This window comes from Pectinatus cerevisiiphilus (assembly GCF_004341685.1).
In the GTDB taxonomy this organism is placed as follows: Bacteria; Bacillota; Negativicutes; order Selenomonadales; family Selenomonadaceae; genus Pectinatus; species Pectinatus cerevisiiphilus.
Genome location: NZ_SMAA01000001.1, coordinates 236,639 through 260,882 on the forward strand (window position 1 = coordinate 236,639; position 24,244 = coordinate 260,882).

Annotated in this window: 22 protein-coding genes, 1 pseudogene and 1 riboswitch; of the genes and pseudogenes, 13 read left to right on the plus strand and 10 right to left on the minus strand. The window is 35.6% G+C overall.

Annotated features, from left to right (window positions below; translation table 11 throughout):
* Positions 1–24 precede the first annotated feature (24 nt).
* Entirely contained in the window at positions 25–501 is a 477-nt protein-coding gene (locus EDC37_RS01055) for a hypothetical protein (protein ID WP_132547010.1), read from the plus strand.
* Positions 502–587: 86 nt separating this feature from the next.
* Here EDC37_RS01055 and larC read toward each other — a convergent pair whose 3' ends face one another.
* Both larC and EDC37_RS01065 read right to left on the minus strand, forming a co-directional pair.
* A complete protein-coding gene (gene larC / locus EDC37_RS01060) occupies positions 588–1,775 on the minus strand; it encodes a nickel pincer cofactor biosynthesis protein LarC (protein ID WP_132547012.1) in 1,188 nt (395 codons plus the stop codon).
* A gap of 25 nt (positions 1,776–1,800) precedes the next feature.
* On the minus strand, positions 1,801–2,400 hold the full coding sequence (locus EDC37_RS01065; RefSeq protein WP_132547014.1) for a DedA family protein: 600 nt from the start codon (positions 2,398–2,400) through the stop codon (positions 1,801–1,803).
* A 317-nt stretch (positions 2,401–2,717) separates the two neighbouring features.
* On the opposite strand from EDC37_RS01065, the gene EDC37_RS01070 reads away from it, so the two are divergent.
* The 6 genes from EDC37_RS01070 to EDC37_RS01095 all read left to right on the plus strand — a co-directional run bounded on the left by EDC37_RS01070 (position 2,718) and on the right by EDC37_RS01095 (position 8,512).
* Positions 2,718–3,164, plus strand: a complete 447-nt coding sequence (locus EDC37_RS01070) for a hypothetical protein (protein ID WP_132547016.1) — start codon at positions 2,718–2,720, stop codon at positions 3,162–3,164.
* A gap of 71 nt (positions 3,165–3,235) precedes the next feature.
* A riboswitch (cobalamin riboswitch) is annotated at positions 3,236–3,419 on the plus strand.
* 273 nt (positions 3,420–3,692) lie between these two features.
* Complete coding sequence (locus EDC37_RS01075) at positions 3,693–4,688, plus strand: sirohydrochlorin cobaltochelatase (protein ID WP_132547018.1); 996 nt, start codon at positions 3,693–3,695, stop codon at positions 4,686–4,688.
* Between the two features lie 265 nt (positions 4,689–4,953).
* Complete coding sequence (gene cobI, locus EDC37_RS01080; RefSeq protein WP_132547020.1) at positions 4,954–5,652, plus strand: precorrin-2 C(20)-methyltransferase; 699 nt, start codon at positions 4,954–4,956, stop codon at positions 5,650–5,652.
* Between the two features lie 41 nt (positions 5,653–5,693).
* Positions 5,694–6,647 (plus strand): ABC transporter substrate-binding protein, encoded by a 954-nt coding sequence (locus EDC37_RS01085; protein WP_132547022.1) that lies wholly within the window; start codon positions 5,694–5,696, stop codon positions 6,645–6,647.
* A 69-nt stretch (positions 6,648–6,716) separates the two neighbouring features.
* Positions 6,717–7,724: a FecCD family ABC transporter permease gene (locus tag EDC37_RS01090; RefSeq protein ID WP_132547024.1), complete on the plus strand. Its 1,008-nt coding sequence runs from the start codon at positions 6,717–6,719 to the stop codon at positions 7,722–7,724.
* Complete coding sequence (locus tag EDC37_RS01095; protein ID WP_132547026.1) at positions 7,724–8,512, plus strand: ABC transporter ATP-binding protein; 789 nt, start codon at positions 7,724–7,726, stop codon at positions 8,510–8,512. Before EDC37_RS01090 ends, EDC37_RS01095 begins: the two co-directional genes overlap by 1 nt.
* A gap of 95 nt (positions 8,513–8,607) precedes the next feature.
* Here the strand turns inward: EDC37_RS01095 and EDC37_RS01100 are convergent, their stop codons facing one another.
* Positions 8,608–9,243, minus strand: a complete 636-nt coding sequence (locus EDC37_RS01100) for an HAD family hydrolase (protein ID WP_132547028.1) — start codon at positions 9,241–9,243, stop codon at positions 8,608–8,610.
* 540 nt (positions 9,244–9,783) lie between these two features.
* On the opposite strand from EDC37_RS01100, the pseudogene EDC37_RS01105 reads away from it, so the two are divergent.
* Positions 9,784–10,943, plus strand: a pseudogene (locus EDC37_RS01105) (IS256 family transposase).
* A gap of 166 nt (positions 10,944–11,109) precedes the next feature.
* Here the strand turns inward: EDC37_RS01105 and EDC37_RS01110 are convergent.
* From EDC37_RS01110 to EDC37_RS12250, 3 genes are all read right to left on the minus strand, one after another.
* The gene (locus EDC37_RS01110; RefSeq protein ID WP_132547030.1) at positions 11,110–12,030 is read right to left on the minus strand and encodes a hypothetical protein; all 921 of its coding nucleotides are present in this window, start codon (positions 12,028–12,030) and stop codon (positions 11,110–11,112) included.
* A 121-nt stretch (positions 12,031–12,151) separates the two neighbouring features.
* Positions 12,152–12,712: an N-acetylmuramoyl-L-alanine amidase family protein gene (locus tag EDC37_RS01115; RefSeq protein WP_132547032.1), complete on the minus strand. Its 561-nt coding sequence runs from the start codon at positions 12,710–12,712 to the stop codon at positions 12,152–12,154.
* 51 nt (positions 12,713–12,763) lie between these two features.
* On the minus strand, positions 12,764–12,916 hold the full coding sequence (locus EDC37_RS12250) for a hypothetical protein (RefSeq protein ID WP_165874432.1): 153 nt from the start codon (positions 12,914–12,916) through the stop codon (positions 12,764–12,766).
* A gap of 83 nt (positions 12,917–12,999) precedes the next feature.
* On the opposite strand from EDC37_RS12250, the gene EDC37_RS01120 reads away from it, so the two are divergent.
* Together EDC37_RS01120 and EDC37_RS01125 are read left to right on the plus strand one after the other, a co-directional pair.
* Positions 13,000–13,542 carry a hypothetical protein gene (locus EDC37_RS01120; protein ID WP_132547034.1) on the plus strand — a complete coding sequence of 181 codons (543 nt, stop codon included), beginning with the start codon at positions 13,000–13,002 and terminating at the stop codon, positions 13,540–13,542.
* 108 nt (positions 13,543–13,650) lie between these two features.
* The gene (locus tag EDC37_RS01125; RefSeq protein WP_132547036.1) at positions 13,651–14,880 is read left to right on the plus strand and encodes a hypothetical protein; all 1,230 of its coding nucleotides are present in this window, start codon (positions 13,651–13,653) and stop codon (positions 14,878–14,880) included.
* Positions 14,881–14,937: 57 nt separating this feature from the next.
* Here EDC37_RS01125 and EDC37_RS01130 read toward each other — a convergent pair whose 3' ends face one another.
* Positions 14,938–16,524 (minus strand): PPC domain-containing protein, encoded by a 1,587-nt coding sequence (locus tag EDC37_RS01130; protein ID WP_132547038.1) that lies wholly within the window; start codon positions 16,522–16,524, stop codon positions 14,938–14,940.
* Positions 16,525–16,734: 210 nt separating this feature from the next.
* On the opposite strand from EDC37_RS01130, the gene EDC37_RS01135 reads away from it, so the two are divergent.
* Positions 16,735–17,952 (plus strand): hypothetical protein, encoded by a 1,218-nt coding sequence (locus tag EDC37_RS01135; RefSeq protein WP_132547040.1) that lies wholly within the window; start codon positions 16,735–16,737, stop codon positions 17,950–17,952.
* A gap of 79 nt (positions 17,953–18,031) precedes the next feature.
* Here EDC37_RS01135 and EDC37_RS01140 read toward each other — a convergent pair whose 3' ends face one another.
* On the minus strand, positions 18,032–19,381 hold the full coding sequence (locus EDC37_RS01140; RefSeq protein ID WP_132547042.1) for a FlxA-like family protein: 1,350 nt from the start codon (positions 19,379–19,381) through the stop codon (positions 18,032–18,034).
* A gap of 655 nt (positions 19,382–20,036) precedes the next feature.
* Here EDC37_RS01140 and EDC37_RS01145 point away from each other — a divergent pair.
* Positions 20,037–21,287: an Nramp family divalent metal transporter gene (locus EDC37_RS01145; protein ID WP_132547088.1), complete on the plus strand. Its 1,251-nt coding sequence runs from the start codon at positions 20,037–20,039 to the stop codon at positions 21,285–21,287.
* Between the two features lie 179 nt (positions 21,288–21,466).
* Entirely contained in the window at positions 21,467–22,123 is a 657-nt protein-coding gene (locus EDC37_RS01150) for an MgtC/SapB family protein (RefSeq protein ID WP_132547044.1), read from the plus strand.
* 29 nt (positions 22,124–22,152) lie between these two features.
* Here the strand turns inward: EDC37_RS01150 and EDC37_RS01155 are convergent, their stop codons facing one another.
* Positions 22,153–23,238, minus strand: a complete 1,086-nt coding sequence (locus EDC37_RS01155; RefSeq protein WP_132547046.1) for a DUF805 domain-containing protein — start codon at positions 23,236–23,238, stop codon at positions 22,153–22,155.
* A 47-nt stretch (positions 23,239–23,285) separates the two neighbouring features.
* Positions 23,286–23,756: a Cys-tRNA(Pro) deacylase gene (ybaK, locus tag EDC37_RS01160; RefSeq protein ID WP_132547048.1), complete on the minus strand. Its 471-nt coding sequence runs from the start codon at positions 23,754–23,756 to the stop codon at positions 23,286–23,288.
* Positions 23,757–24,244: the final 488 nt, after the last annotated feature.

Sequence of the window (24,244 nt, forward strand, 5' to 3'; positions counted from 1 at the left end):
ATTTGTTTGGGAGAGGGTAGGCTTATGCAGAAAAAAATAATACTTTTCATTTTTGGTTTGGTGTTGCTTTTTACAGCGTCTGTGTCTGCTGAAGAACAACCAGCAGCAACGGCTGCTGATGATAATTGGGTAGCGATAACACTGGGGCATGGTAATGATGATGTTTTTTATTTTGATAAGACATCACTGCATTATGATTTAGATGAAAAGGGAAACATAAATAAAGATATAGTCGATTATAAAGAAAGACAAGTCAATCGTGATACCAGTACGTTGGAAAACGGCTACTATAGTATTACGGATTGTAAAATTAATTTGAAAAATGGCTCGTTATTACTTGGCGAAGAAACCTTTTATAAAAGTAATGGGGAAAAGCGTTGGAGCGATACACCTAAATATCTTGTTTGGTATACGGTCAATCCCGGAACTGTTGGCTGGTCAAGATATTCCGCGGTAGCCCAGTATGTAGCTCAATTCCCAGATGCAGTTAAATCCGAATAAAGACAGGCCGCACTGAAACGATAATGAGTTGTCGTTTTAGTGCGGCTTATTTTTTTAGCTGGATTTGTATTTGGTGAATGCTGTTTTCAGCAGTTCTTGTTTTCAGCTAAGTAATAGGCTATCCGCAATGCTTCATGCTGTATTTTCCGTAAAGGTACATTTTGGGCAGCCGCAAGTTTTTGGCAATCGTCATATTCAGCAGAAATATTGCTGATTTTTCCTTTGTAACGGGCAATTTTACAATGTACGGAGCCATAGATAGTCGAAACAAGTTTTATTTCCCGGTCTAAAGCAATTCTGTTGATCTTGCTTACACGCATACCAAGCGTTGTAGTTTCGCTGAAGACGATATCACATAGAGCTGAGTAATCGTTCTCTTTAGCCAATACGGAAAGCATCTGTCCCGGGCGGTTCTTTTTCATCATGATCGGAGTGATCCAGACATCAAGCGCACCTGTTTTAAATAGTTTTTCAGAAGTGTAGCTGAAAAATTGAGGATTCATGTCATCAATATTGGCTTCGAGCAAGAGTAAATTGTCTACGACTGTATTTTCACAGGATTCCTTTATGTATACGCGTAATACGTTAGGGTGTGGCAGCTCCCAAGTGCCGGCACCATAAGCTATTTTGTCATAGAAAAAATTTTGCAGACCCGATTCTTCTTTTGCTAAGGTGGTTAGGATAGCCGCACCGGTTGGGGTGATTAATTCCTTTTCAGTGGAACCGTTTTTGAGTGTAAAGCCCTTCAGCAGTTCAGCTGTTGCCGGAGCAGGGATAGGTATTCGTCCATGGGCGCAGTCAATAAATCCTGTGCCCGTATGTAGATTACCGGCAAAAATGTCTTTCACATCGAGATATTCGAGGCATACAGCCGCACCGACGATATCTATGATCGCGTCTATTGCACCAACTTCATGAAAGTGGACGGTTTGTATATTGGTGCCGTGTATTTTGGCTTCCGCTTCGGCAAGGTTTTTAAATATAGCCAAAGCAGTGTCTTGGACGTTTTTGCTTAAAGCAGATTGGAGGATGATTTTTTGAATATCGGGTAGCGTGCGGTGCGTAATGTGTACGTTGCCAAGGCTGACATTGAAATAGACAGCATGGATACCATTTTTTTGTGTCTGTTCTATTGTTAAAAAATATTCATCGGGTAATTTTAACTTTTTTAACTGTTCTTCAAGATATTCTTGGGGCACGCCGGCATCAAGCAGGGCACCAATCAGCATATTGCCGCTTATACCGGAAAAACAATCAAGGTATATTGTTTTCATTAAATCAAATCACTCCAATAGAAAATTATTTTTGGTTTTTACGGTGGCGCAGATAAAGATACAAAATTGCCAGCACGATGATTGCTGATATTGCTATGCTGAACTCATGGCCGATAGCAAGCATTTGTTGCCAATTGTTGCCTAATGCTTTGCCTATGTAGATGATGAGCACGGTCCAAGGTAAAGTACCTGCGAAGGTGAAGATAATAAATTTTTTTATATCAATGCCGGCAAAACCTGCTGGTAGAGAAATAAAAGTACGAACAACAGGGAGCATGCGACTGAAAAAGACGGCTTTGACACCATATTTATCAAACCAGCGCTGTGCTGTGTCAATATGGGATTTTTTCATAAAAAAATATTTACCATATTTATTGATAAACGGGCGGCCTCCCCAATAACCTATATAAAAGGTAACGATAGAGCCTAGCATACCGCCTATTATTCCAGCGACAACGGCTTCAGCAAAATTAATCTGGCCAATAGATACCAAGTAACCGGCAAAACCCAAGATGAGTTCACTGGGAATCGGTATGCAGGCATTTTCTAAGGCCATTAATAAAGCAATTGCGAGATATCCCCATGTGGCAATAAATTCCAGAAAGAGTGTCGAGTATTGTTCCATTTAAACAAATCCTTTTACTATAAAATACTGATATTGTACCAAATAATTATATAATAACACAACTTACTAACAATTATACAGTATTTTATTGTGCAGCTCTAGTATAAAACTTTTTGTAAAATTATGCCGCTTATCAAAAGAGAGATTATGACAAGTATAAAGAGAGATTATGACAAGTATAAATAGAAGCAACTTTTATATGTTATAATACATTATAAAAATATTATTCAAGCAGGTATTGTCAGTGTAATGGGCTTTTAGTAAACCTTGCCGCGATATGATGATACTGGTGCTGATGAAAAAAAGGAGAGATAAAAATGTATATTAAAAGAACCCTTATAGCATTAGTCGTTTTTTTGCTGTCTTTGACTACTGCGGTTCAGACTACACAAGCTTTTAGTCTTGGCAGCATTTTAGGAGATGCGTTAAAGGTCGGTGGTATATCTGTTCTTGTCGATAAATTTGCGGTACCGCTCAATTCGGCAATAAACACTCTTTTGACGCAGCATGGTATGGGTACTTCCTATGCTACGAAGGTAGTGCCGATAATTTCCATTGGGGATGGATCTTATGTAGGCGCTGCACAGGTAACAGGGCCGCAGGATGGTATTAACCAGACGCAGGCTGTGTTGCAGCTTGAGGGGAATTTTAGTGACAGCAGATTCAGGTTGAAAGGACTTATTCCGGTAAATGCTAAGAGCGTAACTAATATTTCCCGTGTACAAGGCGTAGGCGTTTCAGCACAGATTGACGTAAAAATTTAAGAAAAATAAAATAAAAGTGCTGTAATTGTTGACAATAGAGATAATTAATTGTATCATAAATAACGACAAAATTTAATATCAGTGAAACAGGTGTCCATAAAGACTTAAAAGAGAAGTTGGTGTAAAGCCAACGCGGTCCCGCCACTGTAATGACGAGCTATTCTGTATGATGCCACTGTGACAGTTTACTGCATGGGAAGGCACAGAAGCGCGATGAGTCAGAGCCAGGAGAACTGCCTGTTTGTCGATCACCGTTACACGGTAAAACTTTACACCATAAGGCAGACTTATTGTTTGTTCTTAGGATAAGCTGCCTATATGGTTTTATTGTGTGGTACCTGCGAGCGATGGGTAGGTGGTATTTTCGGACATGTTTTTGAGATTTCGTCGGATTATACCCTTCATTGCAATTTATTGTATGAAGGGTTTTTTGTTTTGATGATATTTCCTGGAACGCGCATTTACCGAAGAAGTGATTGGCACTGAAAGTTTGTGGAATAATCAAAAATATAGGAGAGTGTTGTCAAGATGAAATTGAACTGGAAAAAAATGTTGGTCGCTTCGATGGCGTGTGCTACTTTGACAGGATTTATGGCTACTTCTTATGCAAGTTATAAGCTGAATCCAGAGGTTACTGATGCTACACCGGCACTTAAACAGGCTTCTGAAATAGGTGTTCGCACTTATAATAATCCACAGATGGCAAATGCACAGAATAAAGATGCTATACTCGTAATGAGTTTTGGTACTACTTTTAAAGACTCCCGCGAAAAGACGATCGAAAAAACAGTGCAGCAGATTCAGGCAGCTCATCCTGATACAAAAGTTGTTTTGTCCTTTACTTCACATATTATCATTGACAGAATTAAAGCAAAAGAAGGGGTCACAATTCCTACCCCGGAAGATGCTCTCAAGGATTTGAAAGCACAAGGGTATACCCGTGTGGCTATAGCGTCACTTGATGTTATTCCGGGTATGGAATATGCATATGATTCAGCCGTATATGATTTATATAAAAAAGATTTCAAAAAAATGACACTGGGAACATCTGCCATGTACTGGATGGGTCAGGAAAACCAGCGTGACGATATCAATGAATTTTTAAAGGCGTTTTCAACGCAGTTCCCGAAAGTGGCTGATGACGAAGCTGTTTTAGTCATGGCACATGGTACTCCTGATCCAAGTAACGCTTATTATGCAGTTATTCAGGATCGTATAGATTCTTTGAAGTTGAAAAATACTTACCTTTACACAGTAGAAGGTTGGCCAAATCTTGAAACGATAATTCCTGAATTAAAAGCAAAAGGAATTAAGAAAGTAACATTGATGCCAATGATGATGGTAGCTGGCGACCATGCTAATAACGATATGGCCGGAGACGATCCAGAATCACATAAGTCAATTCTGCAAAAAGAAGGATTTACGGTAGATACATATATTCATGGCCTTGGTGAAAATGAAGCCGTACGCGGTATTTTTGTAGAACGCGCAAATGAAGCGTGGGATGCGTTAGAAGCAAAATAATATAATATAATTCATAAAGAGTTGTTTGTTGATGAATTTTAAGAGACCTTATTCCGAAAGGCATTTTTGTTTTTCGGAATAAGGTTATCTGTATTGATAGGGGAGTCTTGCGCTTGGTGACAAGGGCTTTTCTTTAAGAAATATCTGCTTTGTCGCAATTAGGGTTTTAGGCGCTGGATAAAAAATTTTGCTTTTGCGAAAAATTTTCTGTATAATTTTAGATTGTGTATGTTAAGTATATTATATTTTTTTGAGGAGAATATTGATGACAGGTATTTTTTATGGTATAGGTGTTGGCCCGGGAGATCCAGAATTACTTACAATGAAAGCAATAAAAACATTGGAGAATGTTGATGTTATAATAGCCCCGAAAACAGAAAAAAAGGATGGCAGTGTTGCCTTGTCTATAGCCAGACCATATTTGAAAGCTACTGTCGAAATCGTCTATCAAGTTTTTCCGATGATAACGCATTTTGAAAAATCTCCTCAAAGCTGGCAGAAAAATAAAGAAGAAATATTGGCATTGCTAAACCAAGGGAAAAATGTGGCTTTTTTGACACTTGGTGACCCCATGTTTTACAGTACATATATTTATGTCCATCGGCTGCTTAAGGCTGAAGCAGTTGATATACGGACAATTCCGGGAATACCAGCTTTTTGCGCAATCGCTGGACGTTTGGAATATCCTCTTGTCGAAGGTAATGATATAATAAGCGTCATCCCAGCTACTGCCGACCCTGAAAAAATTAAAAAGGCATTAGCTGTTTCTGATAATGTGGTAATCATGAAGGTTTATAAGAATTTTGAAGAAATAGTGGCAGAGCTTAAAGCAAAAAAATTAGCGAAAAATGCAGTAATGGTAAGTCGCTGCGGCTTAGATGATGAAGAATGTATATATGACATTGAGCAGGTGAAAAAGGTTCCTAACTATTTATCAACTATTCTGTCACGGCGCAATAAATAGGATTTTGCTGTCGCCGATGGATAGTTAAGGAGGCTATATGAATGGGTAAGAAGGCACTTTGGGGCTTTTTGGTGTGCATGATGGCTGTCGTATTTATGGCAGGTTGCGGGGACACAGCTAAAGATGCAAAAACGGAGTCCTATTTGACGATAGAAGACGATGCGGGAAGAACTGTTACACTTGCTAAAAAACCTGAACGCATTGTTGCGCTGTCTACATCTTTTTTAGAACCATTGCACGAAGTAGATGCGACAGTGGTTGGCTGCCCATCTTCTAAAATGGGGATACCTGACTATTATAAAGATGTGGAAAAAGTTGGGGCTGTATATAATATTAATATAGAAAAAGTTGTTAGCTTACAGCCGGACCTTGTAATAGCAATGAAGGGCATGAATGATAAGTTCGTAGCAAATTTGGAAAGTAATAATATACCGGTTATCGTGCTCGATATGAAGAGCTATGACCAGGTAAAACATAGTTTGGATATCTTTTCCCAAATAACAGGGGAACAAGATAAGGCTAAAGGCATTATAGCGGCAATGGATAAAAAAATTGAAGATATAAAGGGAAAATTGCCTCAGGAAACAAAGCGGGTAGCTATATTGCACAGTACAGCGCAGGATGTTACTGTACAGCTTGATGATTCTATAGCAGGCTCGGTGGCGAAAATGCTGGGATTTGTCAATGTAGCCGCAGATACTAAGCCACTTGACAATAATCCGGATGCGGCACCGTACAGTCTTGAAGCATTGGTTAAAGAAGACCCTGATGTGATTTTTGTGACCAGTATGGGTGATATGCAGACCATAAAAAAGGCTATGCAGGATAATGTAGAAAATAATTCGGCATGGCAGACTTTGCGGGCGGTCAAAGAAAATCACGTTTATTATCTGCCGCAGAAACTATTCCTCTTAAATCCGGGAATGCATTATCCGGAAGCAGTGGAAACAATGGCTAAAGAATTATATCCGCAGCTTTTTACAGAAGATAAATAAAAAATCAATAAACACAAAAATGGCGCTTGCCGATGGCAGGCGCAATTTTTACATATGTAAGGTGCATATATGAAAGATATACATAATAAAGACATGGAACGTGCTTCTTCAAAACAGAAAATATTCATATTAGCAGGGCTGCTTATTTTGCTTATAATAAGTGTGGGAGTGGCTTTGGCACAAGGAGCCGTATATATTTCACCGCAAGAAATACAAGGGGCTTTAACAGGCAATACAGGAGCGAACAGCCAGATAATAATGAATATCCGGTTACCGCGCACAATTTTGACAGTGCTTGTGGGAATTAACCTGGCTACAGCGGGAGCAATACTACAGGCAGTCATGAAAAATCCTCTAGCTGACCCGCATATTATAGGTATTTCTTCTGGTGCTGGTATAGCGGGAATATTTATAATGATAGTATTACCGCAGTTTAGCTTTTTGATAACACCGGCTGCTTTTGTTGGAGCGATGCTTGCCGCTTTATGCATCTATATTTTAGCATGGAAAAATGGTATAAAGCCATTGAGGATTATCTTAGCAGGTGTAGCTGTTTCTTCTTTTATCGGTGCCGGTATATCTGCCTTGTTGATTTTATACAGTGATAGAGTCAATGGCGCACTAATGTGGATGGTAGGTGGTTTTGCGGCACGTTCGTGGATTCATGTGCAGCTGATATTGCCATATACAGTGTTTGGTGTTTTTTTTGTATTGCTCTTTACAAGACATTTAAATGTGCTTTTACTGGGGGATGAAATTGCCAGAGGTCTGGGAATGAACGTAGAGAAAACAAGAATTATCCTGACTGCTGCTGCGGCATTGTTGGCAGCAAGTGCTGTTTCTGTGGCAGGGCTACTGGGTTTTGTCGGGCTTATCGTGCCGCATACGGCAAGACTGATAATCGGCAGCGATTACCGATTTATGCTACCAGCGTCCGTTTTATTGGGCGGCTCTGTAGTCACTTTGAGCGATACTGTGGCCAGATGTGCCTTTGCGCCGATAGAATTACCGGTAGGCATTTTTATGGCTATCTTGGGCGTGCCGTTTTTCCTCTTTTTGCTGAGGAGGGAATTATAATGGCTGTATTAAAAACGGAAAATATCTGTGTTTCTTTTCAAGGTAAAAACGTATTAAAAAATATAAATATTAGTTTTCCAGAAGGAAAAATAACTGCTATTTTGGGACCGAATGGCTGCGGGAAATCTACATTACTAAAAGTTATGGCAGGTTTTCATAGAGACTATGCAGGAAATGTTTTTTTGGATGACAAGTCACTACGGGGAATTTCTGCTAAGCATATTGCCAGACGAATGGCTGTCCTGCCACAAACGGTCAGTGTGCCTGCTGATTTAAATGTCCATCAATTAGTAGCTTATGGAAGATTTCCTTACAGGAGTTTTTTTAAGAAAACGCAAAAAGAAGATCAAAAAATAATAGAATGGGCAATGGCGGAAACAGGGGTTGAATCTCTGGCAGACAGACAGTTGAACTCTTTGTCTGGTGGTGAACGGCAGCGGGCGTGGATTGCTATGGCTTTATGCCAACAGCCGGAAATATTGCTGCTGGATGAACCGACAACGTATCTGGATATTGCACACCAGCTTGAAATAATGCAGATTATAAAGATGCTGAACAAGCACAATAATATGACTGTGATTATGGTTTTGCATGATATAAACCATGCTCGCATTTACGCTGATAATACGGTGATTATAAAAGACCAAGAAGTTTTTGCAGAGGGAGATCCCCATAAAGTTTTATCGGTGGCCTTATTGGCTGAAGTGTTTAAAGTAAAAGCTCAAGTTTTTCAGAATAAAGAAAATTCCGCAGAGCAAATAATATTTCCTGTAGGATTGGCTAAATAAATATCTGCCTGCACTCATTGTGCAGGCAGATATTGTGGTTTCATATGAATATTTTAGTGCTAGAGAAAAAGTTGGTTGTCATTTCAGTGAAATTATTAGCACAGCTGCTGAAGCGATTGCATGATCTTTATATGCGGATAGTTAACGAATGCATCATACCCGGTTTCTCCGGTCAATACGGCTGCAAAAGCAACACCAGCAGCCTCAGCGGTTTTAGCATCTGTTATACTGTCCCCTATATAAACAGAGTGCGGTTTATCAGCATTTAATGCTGCCAGTGCCTGCCAAATTGGTTCCGGTGCGGGTTTTGGTTTTTGGGCGTTTTCTGTGCCAATTATTATGTCGATGAGATCGGCAATATTTTCTTTGTGCAGAGTCTGTAAGATACGGCGCCGTGTCTTATTGGAAACTATTCCTGTTTGGCAGCCAGATGCCTTTAGTTTTTTTAATATGGGCACAGTGGTTTCGTATAAATGAGTGTTCTCTGTCATGCAGGTATCAGAAAAAACACTGTATTGCTTTTGGAGACGATGGAGAACATTTGCATCTGTTTCACCGGTTAGAATACTTATGGCCTTAGGCATAGCAAGACCGATAGTATGTTTAATTTCTTTTTTTGTTTTTGTTGGATAATTATCTTCTGCCAAAAGTTTTTCGAAGCACATTACAATGCCTTTTTCGGAATTTGCCAGAGTATAATCGAAGTCAAAAAGATATGTTTTATATTGCATATACTGCTCCCCAGTTAGATGAAATTTTATCTTATAAATAAACTTTTGCAATTAGCTGATCTGATAAAACGTAAAATAGATAAATGAAGGTAATATTTGGAAATTGCTATATTGTGCCGATTATTTACATAAGATAAATTACATTTTATAATAATATTTCAAATTTAACAATTAAATTACTATACTGAATAGAAAAATTGTCTTCTTAAATTGCAATATCAAATTGAGTAATTTGTAAGTCCACTAACTAAAGCGACAAAAAATTTACATAAGCCTTAGAAAAATAGAATATACATAACCAGAGAAACTGGAAGTGCAATATAACATGTAGGGGATAAAGTATGGGCAAAAAAATTAGGAGACCTTAACCGAAAAGATGTAAATGAACTTTTGTGAGAAGGCAACTGATAGAATATAATAAAGTTCGCAAAAAGGAATAGGAAAAACCATCGGTAACTCCGAAAAAGATAAGTGACCAAACAAATCTAAAAGGAGTTGAAAACCGATGACTCATACCTATTCTAACCTACCTTTAGAAAAATGCTACTACAATTCATGACCGAAGATGATCCAATGCTTGCTATGCTCAAGTGGTTTTGTGAAAAGCTCATGGAAACTGAAGTGAATGCAAAAATTAATGCTGCTAAGTCGAAAAGAACCGATGAACGTTCAGGTTATCGGTCCGGTTATCGAGTACGCCGCTATGATACTCGTCTGGGGACCATGTACTTATTTGTTCCCAAACTAAGAAAAGGTGGCTATATTCCCTTTTTGTCATAGAGAAAAAACGCTCAGAAATGGCACTTTTACAGCTTATTCAAGAGGCCTATATTAATGGCGTTTCCACTCGTAAAATTGAAAAACTGGCAAAAAGTTTAGGAATTGATTCAATTTCTCGTGGCCAAGTGTCACAAATTACCAAAGAGCTAAATGCTCAGGTGGAGACCTTCAGAAACAGACCATTGCAGAAAGAATATTCAGTGTTATGGGTGGATGCTTTGTATGAGAAAATCCGTTATGATCACCGAGTGCAAAATATGGCAGTAGCTGTCGTAATTGGCCTGGATAAAAAGGGACACCGTGATGTGTTAGCCGTTGAACCGATGCAGGAAGAATCTGCCGATACCTATAAAGCTGTATTTGAAAAGTTAAAACAACGTGGTCTTGTGAATGCGTGGTTAGTTGTTTCCGATGCCCACAAAGGCTTGGTAAAAGCAATCAATGAGTCCTTTTTACAATGTGCATGGCAACGTTGTAAAGTTCATTTCATGCGAAATATCCTAGCATATATTCCGGCGAAGAAAAAAGAATGGTTTGCAGGACGGTTAAAACAAATCTGGTTACAGCCTGATTATAACAGTGCTAAAACGTATGCCCATTCTTTCATAGAATCTACTGAAAAATCCTATCCGGAAGCGACAGAGGTTCTAGAAGATGGCCTAGAAGACTCATTGCAGTTTTATAGTTTTGCACCAATAGATTTCCGTAAAATTGCTTCTACCAATATGCTTGAGCGGCTCAATCGGGAAATTCGCCGACGGACAACCGTTGTAGGGATTTTCCCCAGTATGGATTCTTATATTCGACTAGTTGTAACATATCTGATCGAATATAGTGAAGACTGGTCAATGAGTCATTGCTATATTAATCCAAATACACTGCAACAGGTTAAAGAAAAAAGACAAAAATCGGTTGCTTAATTGCTTCGGGGTTACCTTAGATTTTGCGAACTACTATTGACATTAGCAGGCAACTGAAATTAGCAAAAGTAAAAGAGATAACTTTCTTATAAACCTATAATTTGATAAATATATAATGTAAAAGGAAGTATGCAGTTCGTCTTAACAGCGAACTACATACTTCCTTTTATTTATTATACCCAGCAGCCTTTAAAAGATTCCAGATATTTTCTAGATAATTATTTTGAAAATCACTGTTTGCTACTTCTGTATCAATATTATTATTTAAATTATTTTGCATAGTTTGCGCAGCAGTTTTATCACCTTTGTTATCTAATGCACTTACGACCTCATTCATATTATGATATTTACCATTAATAACATTTTTCCAAATATCATCATCCTGACGATTATTACTCATAAAATCAACTAACTGATTGCTAAGTGTTACAAGATTTTTATTATATGAAAAAGCCACAGAGTAATCACCAGATTCTTTAATATCATTGATTTTATAATAACGGCTGTTAACATTACCTATTACGGATTTACCAGTAACCTTATCCATATCTTTTAAAAATTTATACATGTTATTTGTATAATTGAAACATGATTTTGCACTATAAAAATTCCATTCAGTAGATTTTGCAAATAATTTATTATAATGCTCCTTATCGGTATTAGTTTCCTCAAACAATGCTTTGATTTCTTGATAAGCAGTACCATCAAGAGGATCAACACTAGGATCTAAAGCTAAATTGGTTTTAGGATCCTCATGTCCAAGATAAGCTAATGTAGCATATATATATGAGTTTCCCTCACCAATACCAAAAAAAGACTGTGTATCTGCATATTTAAAATCGCCTAAAGAATCAAGAGTCGGAAATTCTTTATTTTTAGATTCTGTAATCTCGTGCGTTTCTAGAAATTTCTTAATACTATCATTTAATTTTTGCATCTCGTCATCAGATAATGTTCTAGGTGTTAAATCTAATAGGTAGGGGGGAGAAGTTTCCGTTTTATCATTTGTAGTATTTGTTTTATTACTAGCAGGACTTACTACTGGATTAGTAGCTTTTATAGCATTTGTTGTATTGTTTGCCATCATGGCTAGGGCACACTCCTTTGCTATTATAAAAATATTCATATTAATGATATAACTTTTTAAAAGTAATTACAATAATCAAAAAAAGTAGTCTATTATAATAGATTTCCTTTTTTCTGATATACTATACTTTGTATTTATTAATACCAGAATTAATAGCTTGAGCAAGAGTATCTTGAAAATTAGTTAAAATGGCAGCATCATTTTTCTGATCAATAAAACCAAGTTCAATTAAAACAGCCGGCATATTTGTATAACGTAGCACGGCTAAATCACTACGGGGCTTAACTCCTCGATTAGGAAAAGTGGTATCGACAGATTGTATTGCAGTAATCAGATTAGATTGAATATTATTGGCCAAATATAATCCTTTAGTTGAATCAGGATATATTAAAGTTTCACTGCCACGAGCTTTACTGTTAAAACTATTGCAATGAATAGATACAAAAATATCTGCCGGCCATGAATTAGCCGCATAAGTGATATTTGGTTGCGAGGGAGATTCACCACATAAATTATTACTTTGTAATAAGCGTACATCATAGTTATTTTGCAGTAGAAGATTACGAATTTTATTACCGATAGATAAAGCAATATCACATTCACGTAAATTAAGACTTAAATTACAGGCACCGGGATCGGGATTACCATTGGGAGAATGACCGGGGTTTAAAAAGATATTCATAATTAATAAAACCTCATTTCTATAAAGTGCATAAATACCTTATCTGGTTTATTAATTGTTTTTGTTAAACTTACATTTTAGATAATATAGTCCTAAAGGAATTACTACAGCAATAATAATGACTGCAATAACTATGGAAAAAAGTAAATAATCGTTATTAGTCTTGTTTATTATTGCGGACAGTATTGCTACTATATTTTCCATATAGATCACCACCTGAATATTTATATAATTCATCTAAAAATTTGCAAATTTATATCTCTTTATACATTTAGGAGGTATGAATTATGAAAAGGAATTTAGAGGAATTAATAACGTTAGCGCACCATAAGAATCAAACTGCAATGAATGAAATAATTTCTATTTTTTCAGCGCAGTTACAAAGCTATAAGTACAAACTAAACGGAGAAGATACTTCGCAAGATTTAAAATTACTAATAATAGAAATAGTAAATAAAATAGACCTTGAGAAGTTTTACGGAAAAACAGATAAGGTATTTATGGCCTATATATCAAAGAGTTTATTACATGAAAAATTTAAGCTTTATAAGAGAAATAAAGAAAAAAAAGAGAATGAAGAATATTTTTCTGAAAGGTATGAAGTCCCATATAATAAAAATGACTATAGTAATATTTTGTTAAAGTATTCTTTAGATTATTTAAGCAACGAAGAAATGTCAGTAATTTATTACATATATTTTATTGGATATACAGTAAAAATGGTTTCAATAAAAAGTCATTTAAGTATTTATAGAATATATGCTATAAGAAAAAGAGCATTAAAAAAGATTAAGGAGCAAACGTATACTCATTTAAAAAAAGAAAGATAATTGATAATCTTATAAAAAAATAAAATTATTACGAAAAAAAGGAAAATACTATGTATATATATAAAATATATATACATAGTATTTTTATTAACAAAGGAGTGTTTTTATATGTCGATGATAAATCGAAGTCAAGGAAGTATATTTAGTATTGCCGGAAAAGCTTTAAGTTCACCTAATAGTATATTAAAGGCAAAGTCATCACTTGCACAAAACAAGCAGCAGGCCGACTATAAAGTGGATGTTGATATCAAGGGAGATACTGTAAAAGATAAATTATTTAGAAAACGTGTACAGCTATTAGAAGAAAGCAATAAAAAGAATCATATTGTAAAAACTACTAATGTGGATACTTTATCGGCCGGTTCAAGTGCTGATACTCCATTGATTAATAATGCTGATATTTCATTGTTAATGGAAATACTAAAAAAAAGCAGCAGTACAGAGAATACTGCCGGCACGCAATCTAATTATTATGATGATAATTTACAGGCACTAAGTGATTATCTAAATTCTACCGATAAACCAATAATCGATATTACAGCTAAAGGACAAAAACCGACAGAAGAAGCTGTTGCTTTTTCAACGACAATAGGCGGAAAAAACGTAATACTGCGTTATGATAAATCAACACTCACTACTAATGAATCCAATTTGGCATTTACTGCCAATGGTATTGATGCTAAGGTATTAATAGAGTTAGGGGGGAAAGCACCGGCAGAGAATGATATGATTAGTAGTGTAAATAATGCTTTTAAAGAATTAGGTAACCGAATGTCAGAATTTAAAGCAATGGAATTAAATGGACAACTAGGTACAGGTTGTGCTAGTGAAATTTTAGAGATTCATTTAAATAATATTGCGGTAGCTATAAATGGCTATAATAAATATTATGATGATAAATCTGTTTTTGATACAATAATAGATGGATTACAAATGGCAAAACAATCTTTATTTAATGATTCGGTTGTAAAAAATGATTCTAAAAAAATGTCGGTAGTAGGAACAACAAAATTAATTGACTATATTACAGATATGTTTAAAAAAGGAAAAAATGGAACACTTCTTAGCGAAAGTAATTATTGGGATGACTCTAATACTATATTAAGTAGTGAGTTTGGTGGTGATAGTGGTGGTTCATTGGTAACAGTTGATGATAAATTATTATCATGGAAATATATTGAATATAAAAAGCGTTTTATGGCTGAATTAGGCAATCAGACACCTGATGAAAAAAATAATATATTACTAAAAAGTTTACAAGATACTAATGGAAAGGTTGACTATGTTAAATGGTTTAAAAGTTTACTGACACCATTTAAGGATGCTTATCATAAATAAAAAAAATGCTGTTGCACAGTCTTGTGTGCAACAGCATTTTTTTTATTTATGACTAGATTATTTTTGGGTAAAAGTATGAGTGCCGTTACCAGATACACCTGCTCTATCTTTCATACTACCGTAAAAGAAATTAGGAGCATACATATCGACTACCTTCATTTGGTCAACATCAAAAATAAATTGAATTATACTAGAGGCTTCAGTTCTCCAAACACCTGTATAGTAAGGTGTGCCATATTGATCGGTGCCACCGGAGTAAGTATGATCAGGTTGACCATAACCAGCTGGGTAATCATGGTAGAATTTTTTTCTAAGCTGCCAAAAATATAAAGCGTTATTAGCTGTACATATTAGGGCATTACTAACATTAATAAGATCAGAGGTATAGGTGCCAACACCTAAATTTTTAAGGCTAAATTGAGTATTGATTTCGCCTAGACCGCCGCACTGATAACCAGGCATGGAAGCACGACCAGTAGAAAAATCAATAAACTGAGGATCAAATTCTTTACGGTCTACAGTTAAGGCATTACGTTTAAGATCTTTTACAGCACCCGGTTCTAAAAATTCAATAAGCTGTTTTCCAGATGTAGAAAGCATAGCGGTGTATTTGCTTGTATCAATTACATCAGAAGGCATTAAAATTAATGAGAAGTTATATTTTACCGTAGGATCTACTTTGCCATCAATAGATACAATTTTAAGATAATAGCCGCCAGGTGCTACATTAGGGAAGTTTGTTGTCTTATTTTGATCAAGAGTAGTAATTAAGTTCTGGCTACTGGACAATATCTGTACCTGATATTTTAAGTCAATGGATGGAACGGTAAGCTGCAATTGATAATTGCCTGTTTCTTTGACAAGCCACAAGCGGCAGTCCTGATCAAGGCTGTTATCTAAGGTACCGATTATTTCGCTATTTATTGGCATTTCTTTAGCCATAGACATACTATCATCGCCTTCGGCTTCATCCCATGTATCGCTGGTACGAGCCATGATCTGAAAATTATTGGCAGCAGTGCAGGCATAAGAATTAACGGAAATAAAATAAATACCTGCGGGAGCAACATAGCTTAAAAGTTCATACATACCGGCTTTGTTTCTTGACTGTGCTACAACGGTAACAGATCCGTTAGTCTGGTCGAATTTATATAAGAATAAATCGTTATCGACAGTAGTATCGGCAACAGGAGCCATATAAAGTGTTAATTTTTTTTCGGCAGGTAGCTGAAAAGCATACCAGCGTTGATCACCTTTTGCGGTAATTGAGTCAGTATAGAGGGTATTAAAGTTTATAGCATAAGCACCATTAGGTGTACTGTTTGGAGCAACCGCAGTAGCAGTGGCATTGGTTGATAATTTCATAGAGCCTAAAGAGTTAGCTAACATAGATTTTGGCATTGGCATAATAACTTTTCTTTCTGCTGCACTATCTACCAGTTTACTGGTTTCAACGAAAGATTCTTTATTTTTGATTAAATTACTAATCAACTTTTCTGTATTATCGGTGGAATTTAGAATATCTGCATATTCGCCTTCCTGTTGTGTCTGCATAACTTCTTTAATTGATTCTTTGGGGCCAAAAACTTTTTTGGTATCAAAATCCATTTTTACATTTTGGGGAATTTTAAATTCTTTTGACATTTTAATCACCTTTTATATTAAATTTTATAGAATAAATTTGTTGTGAGCTCCCAATAAATTTGTCCTATATTTAATAAAGAGCATACAAGCTTTATTTTTTAAGCCCTTTTATAAAAAAATAAAATTATTACAAAAAAGGGAAACGGTATATATTTACCTAAAATATATACCGTACATTATGTGTTTTTTTTAACAAAGGAGTGTTTTTATATGTCGATGATAAATCGAAGTCAAGGAAGTATCTTTAGTATTGCCGGAAAGGCTTTAAGTTCACCTAATAGTATATTAAAGGCAAAGTCACCGTTTACAAAAAATCAACAACAGGTCGATTATAAATTGGATATTGATGTCAAAGGTGACACAGTAAAAGATAAATTATTTAGAAAACGCGTACAACTTTTAGAAGAAAGTGCTAAAAATCCAAATATTTTAAAAGAAACAGGTATGGGGGATTTACTAACCAGCTCAAAAAATGATACACCATTACTTAAAAATAGAAGTGATGATGTTTCAGCATTAATAGACCTAATAAAAAAAAATAAAGATGCAATTGACGATGCATATTTTAAAAAGGATACTGTAGATGCTAATGGGATAGCTTTTATAAATTCTGATGGTGAACAAATTAAAAATGTTGCCAATAATGGGCAACAAAATGTTCAAGATGCAATTGTTAATCCTTTAATAATAGGAAATAATGACTTATCGGTAACACAACTTAGTAAACCAGCAACTGTCGGTGCCAGTATACCAGATCCTAAACTAAATCAGGATATTACTGGTGATATTATTTCTAGATTAGAGGGTAAAAATAATTTTGAAAAATATATTATTACAGATATAAATAATACTTTTACTGAGCTTGCTAGAAAATTATCTGAGTATAAAAATATAGAACAAAATGGTGGTTTAGGACTGGGGGCAGCCTCTTCCAATTTGAATCTAGGATTAAGTTGGATTGCTAAAGATATAAATGGTTATAATGAAAATTATAATGATCCATCTTTTTTTGATACAGTAATAGACAGTTTACAAGCAGCAAAAAAATCTTTATTTACCGACCCAGAAGTTACAAATGATGCAAAAAAAATGTCAGTAGTAGGAACAAGTACATTAATTGACTATATTACGGATATGTTTAAACGAGGCAAAGAGGGGACAGCTCTTAGTGAAGGTAATTATTGGGATGATGCGTACAATATATTATCCAGCGAATTTGGCGGTGATAATGGTGGTTCCTTAATAACTGTTGATGATAAATCATTATCTTGGAAATACGAAGAATATAAAAAAAGACTTACAGCAGAATTGGATAATAAATCACACTTAAATAATTATGATGTACTAATTAGTGACTTACAAACTACGAAGGAAAATAATAATTCTAGTGGATATTTAAAAAATTTAACTGAAATGTTATATCAATAGTAAATAATAAAAAATAGAAACAATTATAATCATTTTAAGAGAGTGATTATAATTGTTTCTATTAAAAAATTAAAAATTTTTATTGCAGAGTATTTTTCATTTTATTCTCCAAGATATTATCTATTTGTTGTTGAATGGTTTGGATGCTTTTTTCTAAAGTATTTATTATTTCAGCTTTAGCTGCTCGGTTTAATCCATTAGATTTTAATTCGTGTAATTGTTTAGTAAGGGCTGATAATCTTTTTCTTAATGCACTTATTTGATTTGAGGAAGGATCAGATTTTTTATCATCAGTTTTATTATCATTACTATTAACAGTAATTGTAGAAAAATCTCTATCCATTGGATATTTTTGTAAGTTTTCGTATTCAGTAGCAGCATTTTTATAAGCATTATTTAAATCTCCTTTTGAATATTTAAAGGAAATATCATCACTACCAAATAATGTTTTTCTTATTTGGGGATATATAGTTCCTCCTTCTCCAGGTTGATATCCCACTGTAACATCCCATAATTCTCCATTGTCCTTATAATAACTACTAATGGTACCATTGATACACAATTGAGTTTTGAAATCTTCCGCAACTTGACTGTAACCATTTTCTTGTAACGCATTTATTACTTCATCATCGCTGTTATAGTCACCCTGAACTAAATTAATCCATATAGACTCAGCTTCTTTATGGTCGGACATAAAAGTTAAATCTTTGCCACCTAATGTAACAAGTGTATTATTATAACTAAAATTAGTTGCACGTAAGGTAAAATCTGTGTGCTCAGTTAAATTTTGATAATAATTTTCTACATCTGCCTGGGAAAAATCAACAGTGGTATTTTTACTATCAATTGTTACAAAAACTCCAGCCTTATTTTGTAATTCATCGGCCATATTTTTAATTTTTTGATAGGCTTCATCAGAATAGTTACCAGCATTTATAGTAGCTTGTGCTCGTTCATCAGATACTTTATTATTAGAAAAGGCTGCTATTGCTGCATACTCAAGATTATATTCCTTAAAAACTTCTTTTCCACCTTTTTGGATATTAGCAGCTGCATTATAATATTTGGCTAATGTTTTTTCAGCTTCAGGTTTTAGTTTAATAGGATCTAATGTACGACCATCGTAAAAAGAGCGACCTGCAATTGCATCTCCGCTTTCCATAATTGCGTGCATCGTATAACTTATGTTATTTTCGGGGATATTATCAAGTGTAATTTTGGAAATATCAATATTGTTTATTCCTTTTTCGATATTTTTGCTAAAATTAGGATTTTTTAATAATTTCTCCAGTCGATTTTGAATATTAACATCTACTCTATAAGCTAAGGTGTTCATTGATGTGTCCAATGCAGTTGATTGAGTGTTTTTATTTTGTATGGACACTGTTCGATTTTTTGATATCATAGAATTTTTTATCATCATTGACATAAAGATCCCTCCTTGAATATATAGTTATTTATACATATAAGGAAGGGTTTCCTTTAATAATTTAATAAGAATTTTATTTAAACCTCATATGATTGCCTAAATAAAGATCTGCTAGATATAGAATTAAATAAGTTTAATGCTATTAAATTTGCAGGCAGTATATAGACTTTTATTATTTTCTTAACGGAGAGGTAACAAGGGTTTTAACAATATATTCATGTTTATTATATAAAATACTACCGATAGTAATGTCAATGGTAGGCGAAGATAAATATATCGACTATATCAATAAAAATGTAAAAGCAGGAAGAAGTTATAATAAATGTTTTTGCGAATTAATATTAAAAAAGCAGGCATAGTATTGTCACTGTATATACTCCTAATATATAATATATATTAAAAGATTGACGTTTAAAGCTGTCTAATATAGTCAGCTTATTTTTATGCCTTTTATGCTATTTGATTTTTGGCTTGGAAAATGAAATGCGGCAATTAATAAAAATTGCTCATAAGATTACTGGCAAAAATTTTTAAAACTGCAACTACAGACAGAGAAAAAGAGTTTTTTACACGAGGGGTCGTACTTGGCCTGACAGTTCACTATTGGAGAGGCATCAGAAGATAAATTGATGGAGAAGGTTATTGTCATATGGAAATGAAGAGATATTTTGAAACAGAAATAACACGAAAAAGTGCACGCGATTTTTTGCGTTATATAGGCCCCGGTATATTGATAACAGTTGGTTTTATAGATCCGGGAAATTGGGCATCGAATTTAGCGGCAGGATCAGAATATGGATATGCCTTACTATGGATGGTGACGTTATCTACAATTATGCTTATAATTTTACAACACAATGCTGCACATCTTGGTATTGCGAGTGGGCTTTGTATATCAGAGGCAGCGCGATATCATTTGCCGAAGCCTGTTTCTGGATTTTTATTGCTTTCTGCTATGGGCGCGGCAGTATCAACTGCTTTAGCCGAGATTTTAGGCGGCGCTATTGCTTTACAGCTGTTATTCAATATACCTATTATGTATGGGGCAGTTTTGATGGCAGTTTTTTGTTTGGTATTATTAAAATCCAATTCGTATCATAAAATGGAGAAGATTATTATTGGTTTTGTATCAATAATCGGTCTATCTTTTATTGCAGAAGTCTATTTAGTGCCAATAGAATGGACTAAAGCTGCAGCCGGCTGGGTTGTACCTTCTTTACCGCATGGTTCACTGGTAGTTGTTATGAGTGTTTTAGGGGCAGTTGTAATGCCGCATAATCTTTTTCTGCATTCAGAAATAATTCAAAGCAGACAATGGAATTTGGAAAGTGCGAAAGTTATTGAACGGCAATTAAAATATGAATTTATAGATACCTTGTTTTCGATGGGAATCGGCTGGGCGATAAATAGCGCAATGATATTAATAGCAGCCAGTGTTTTTTTCGCGCAAAATATTGTAATAGATGATTTGGCACAGGCAGTAAGTATGTTACAGCCCTTATTAGGAAATTCGGCAGCAATTTTGTTTGCAACAGCACTCCTGTTTGCAGGATTGTCTTCGACTATGACGGCGGGGATGGCTGGCGGAAGTATTTTTGCGGGGCTATTTAAAGAGTCATATGATATAGAAGATAAGCACTCCTGGCATGGCGTTCTGCTGACATACGGTTTTGCTATTATGATAATATTTTTTATCAGCAAGCCGTTTGACGGTTTAATTTATTCACAAATGGTGCTTAGTATGCAATTGCCATTTACGATATTTTTGCAAATATATTTAACTTCCTCAGAAAAAATCATGGGAAAGTATGCTAACAGCATGAAACAGAAGATAATGCTGTGGATAATAGGCATAATTGTCACGGGGCTTAACGTTATGCTTTTACGGGAAATGTTTAATTTGTAATAATAAGTAAAATGTAATATTATAACTTTGTAAACAGTGTAAAAAACGTTAACAAAGCAGGTTTGAAAACATTATAAAAGTTATTCACAATTTTATCCACATATTATGCATAACTGTGGATAACTTTTATATACAGACACAGGAATGCAAGAAAAGGCTATGGATAAGGAGATGGTTTTATGCCGACAGAATGGGAGGCGTGTATGCGTCTCGTATTATCAGCAGTACTGGGAGGAATTATCGGTTACGAGCGTCAGTATAAGCATAAGTCGGCTGGTCTGCGGACAAACATCTTAGTTTGTGTTGGTTCATGCTTGATAATGCTTTTATCACAGATGATATACACAAATGTTGAGGGCAAAACAAATGCCGATCCTGCCAGACTTGCAGCGCAAGTTGTTAGCGGAATCGGCTTCTTGGGAGCAGGCGCCATAATAAAAGAAGGCGTCAATATTATAGGGCTGACGACAGCGGCGTGTATCTGGGTAGTTTCAGGAGTCGGACTGGCTATCGGTGCCGGTTATTATACTGGTGCGTTTATAACAGCTGCGATAGTTTTCACTGTTTTGACTACGTTGTCGCATATGGATAGCTGGATAAAGCATGATAGTTATACTGTGGTCATAATTACTGAAGACGTTGCCGGACAAGTATTTCGCATTTATAAATGTCTGCAAGTAAGTGGAATAACTATCAGGGGGGTACAACTGGTAGAACTGCCCAATCATATGCTGCGCCTAGAACTTATCGTGCACGGGGCAAGGAGTATTACTAGTAAAGAGCTCAATATCAGTTTGTCGGCATTGGATAAGGTAATAAGTGTAGATATATTTTAAATTATTCTGACCGGTAACCCCATTTATGCTTAAAATGCTTGCTTTTCTGGTTCATAAACAGGAATGGGGTCTTTACCGTATTTGTTTTCACCAGAGGTGCCTTTGATTAGTAAAAGATATAAATTTGCACATACCATCCAAACAAATGTAACGATGGTGATTAGAAGTAGAAGAATATTGTCACCAGTGGAAATGATATTGTCGCTAAATGAGGGTAAGACACATGTGAGAAGATAATAAGGGGCTTCCGTGAGAAGCACATAAAAGCCGCTGTGACTTAAATCATGCCAGCGGCGTATTTTCCAGAATAAAAGTATTAAGGTAACAGCTATACTTGCAAAGAAAAAGACATTTGCAACTAATAGCAGAAAAGTGATAAAGGAAATTCCTACAGTTATATCAGAAATATCAACGGCCAATTGGAATATGACACCGATGCCCGCAAAGAAAATAAGGGCAACAGTTAAAATGGCAATTGCTAATATGCATATGCTAATCAAACCAATATTGCGCAGAAAATAGCGCAGTCGGTTAAGGCGTCCCTCCCAGGAAAAAATTTGCTCAAAAAGAGTAGCGGGATAGGATGTGTTTATGGGTTCTTGTAAATGATAACCAGGTGTTGCCAGCAGGGCGGAATCACTGAGTTTGTTAACGGGAATGCCATATTTATTTATGCTTTCACTGCCTTTTTTTAGACATAAATATAGAAAGAAAATAATATTGGCAAAAGGTACTGCGTATAAAAGCAACAACCGGTAGTCTTTTTCTAAATCATAAAGTCGGCTGATACTTAGACAAATCGAAGCTGCAAAAAAGAGAATACTCCAAGAGAAAAAGGAGTTTAAATAATTGGCTAAAATAAAGCCTAGGCCGATAGAGTATCCTTTATCGGGGGGCAACACGGTAGTCAATACATCTGTGGCGGAGTTGGGAATGGTACCTCCCATGTGAAACCAAGACGATACAAATGATGGTAAGGTAAAGGGAAGTGCCAGAGCGGCAAGAAGGAGGCACCCCGCAAAAAGATAAACGTGGGCGAGGATGAAACGGCTGCGGTTTAAGCGATACTGCATTGATAGATATATTTTTATATTAGTTGTAATAAAGTTTTTCAAGATAATGAAGCACTCCTTTCTTGAATGGGAAGATAGGATAGAACTGTTTATTTGAGGAGATCAGCTGTTTCGGCATGTGCGGCAGTTACTAGATCAGCTGGTGCAAGCAGTATTTGTTCACCGCGCATACCGGCACTTATTGCTATCTGGGGCCATTTAAAGGCGGTCTTATCTAAATAAACAGGATAATTCTTTTTTGCGCCCAAGGGGGAGCAACCACCTCTGATATAACCAGTGAGTCCTTGTATTTCTTTCATATGCACCATTTCGGCACGCTTATTTCCACTAATAGCGGCTAGCTTTTTTAGATCCAGTTCATCATCACCGGGGATACAGGCCATGAGGACACCAGTCTTATCGCCGCGGGCAACTAGTGTTTTAAAAATTGTTTTTATATTCATATTTACTTTAGCCGCAACGTTGACTGCGCTTAGGTCGTCAGGGTCAACTTTATAGGCTTTGATTTCATAAGATATTTTCAAACGATCTAATATACGGGCAGCATTTGTCTTTTTCATTTTCCTAGGAAGTCCTTTCTAAAAAATAGTAGTTTATTCTTAAGAATTGTACATGGTTATTATAACTTAATTGTCTATAGATAACAAAATTAAGCGATAAAGATGGCAGTAAGCAAAAAAATACCACTTTTTTATTGAAGTTAAAATAGGTCTTACTTATGCTGCTACAACAGCGCAAAAGCCTGTAATGACGGGCACTTATGGGTGCTATAACGGAAACAGAAAAGATGGTGATATGAAAAAAATAAGTAAAAAGGGATAAAAAAGTAGAAAAAGGGATTGACAATAAGGCTGAGGTTAGATATAATAATTCCTGCGCTCAAGAGAGCGGCCAACAAAAAAGACCAAGAAAAAAAGTTGTTGACAAACGAAGCAGCGTGTGATAATATATACAAGCTGACTCGTTGAGGCAGGCACCTTGAAAACTGAACAATACATCATATGTTTTGAAACATACCGGATGTGCGGTTTAAATATAAACCTGAAAC